The 561-nt window shown below is 60.1% G+C and carries 1 pseudogene; it reads left to right on the forward strand.

Going from position 1 to position 561, the window contains the following annotated elements:
• Nucleotides 1-561: pseudogene (locus QT222_RS00055) on the forward strand (hypothetical protein); the annotation flags it as partial.

A 561-nucleotide genomic window follows, 5' to 3' on the forward strand; every position in this document is an offset into this window, starting at 1 on the left:
GGGTTGGCGTTCGCCGACGTTCGGAAGTCCGTCCCACAGATTCGGTCTGACATCGACGCCTTCCGAGGGCAGTGGAGCTACGTCGGTGACGACCCGATTCGAGCGATTTTGGCTCACAGAGAAATCGAAGTGTTGGTTGCCTCCGCTGGCCGTCGGTCGAGAGACGCGCCCGAGCGATACAGTCGAGAGCAGGAAACTCCGATATTGGTCGGCAAATTCGCAGGCGACCTCGAAGAGGCGAGAGCCGCGCTGGATGATGCCGAGTACCTGTACGACAGGTACGAGTCGTCAATGGACGACCCTCGCCAGGTCCGCTCGGAGATTGTCTCCCTTGCTGACTCGCTGGCCCGAACTTTCAGGGACCGTTTGAAGGATCTCCCCAACGGAGACGGTCAAAAGCCTTCGTCGTTTGTAGAACCCGATATCGAGGACACCCCGGTCGCAGCGGCGATGACCAAGCTGTTCAGGGATCTCGACTACGCCGACGGACTCGCGGATGAATTGAAGACGGGTCAGCGCACGCGGGCTATCCTCTCAGCTCACGAATCGCTCGTCCGAGTC

The organism is Haloferax sp. s1 (genome assembly GCF_058382125.1).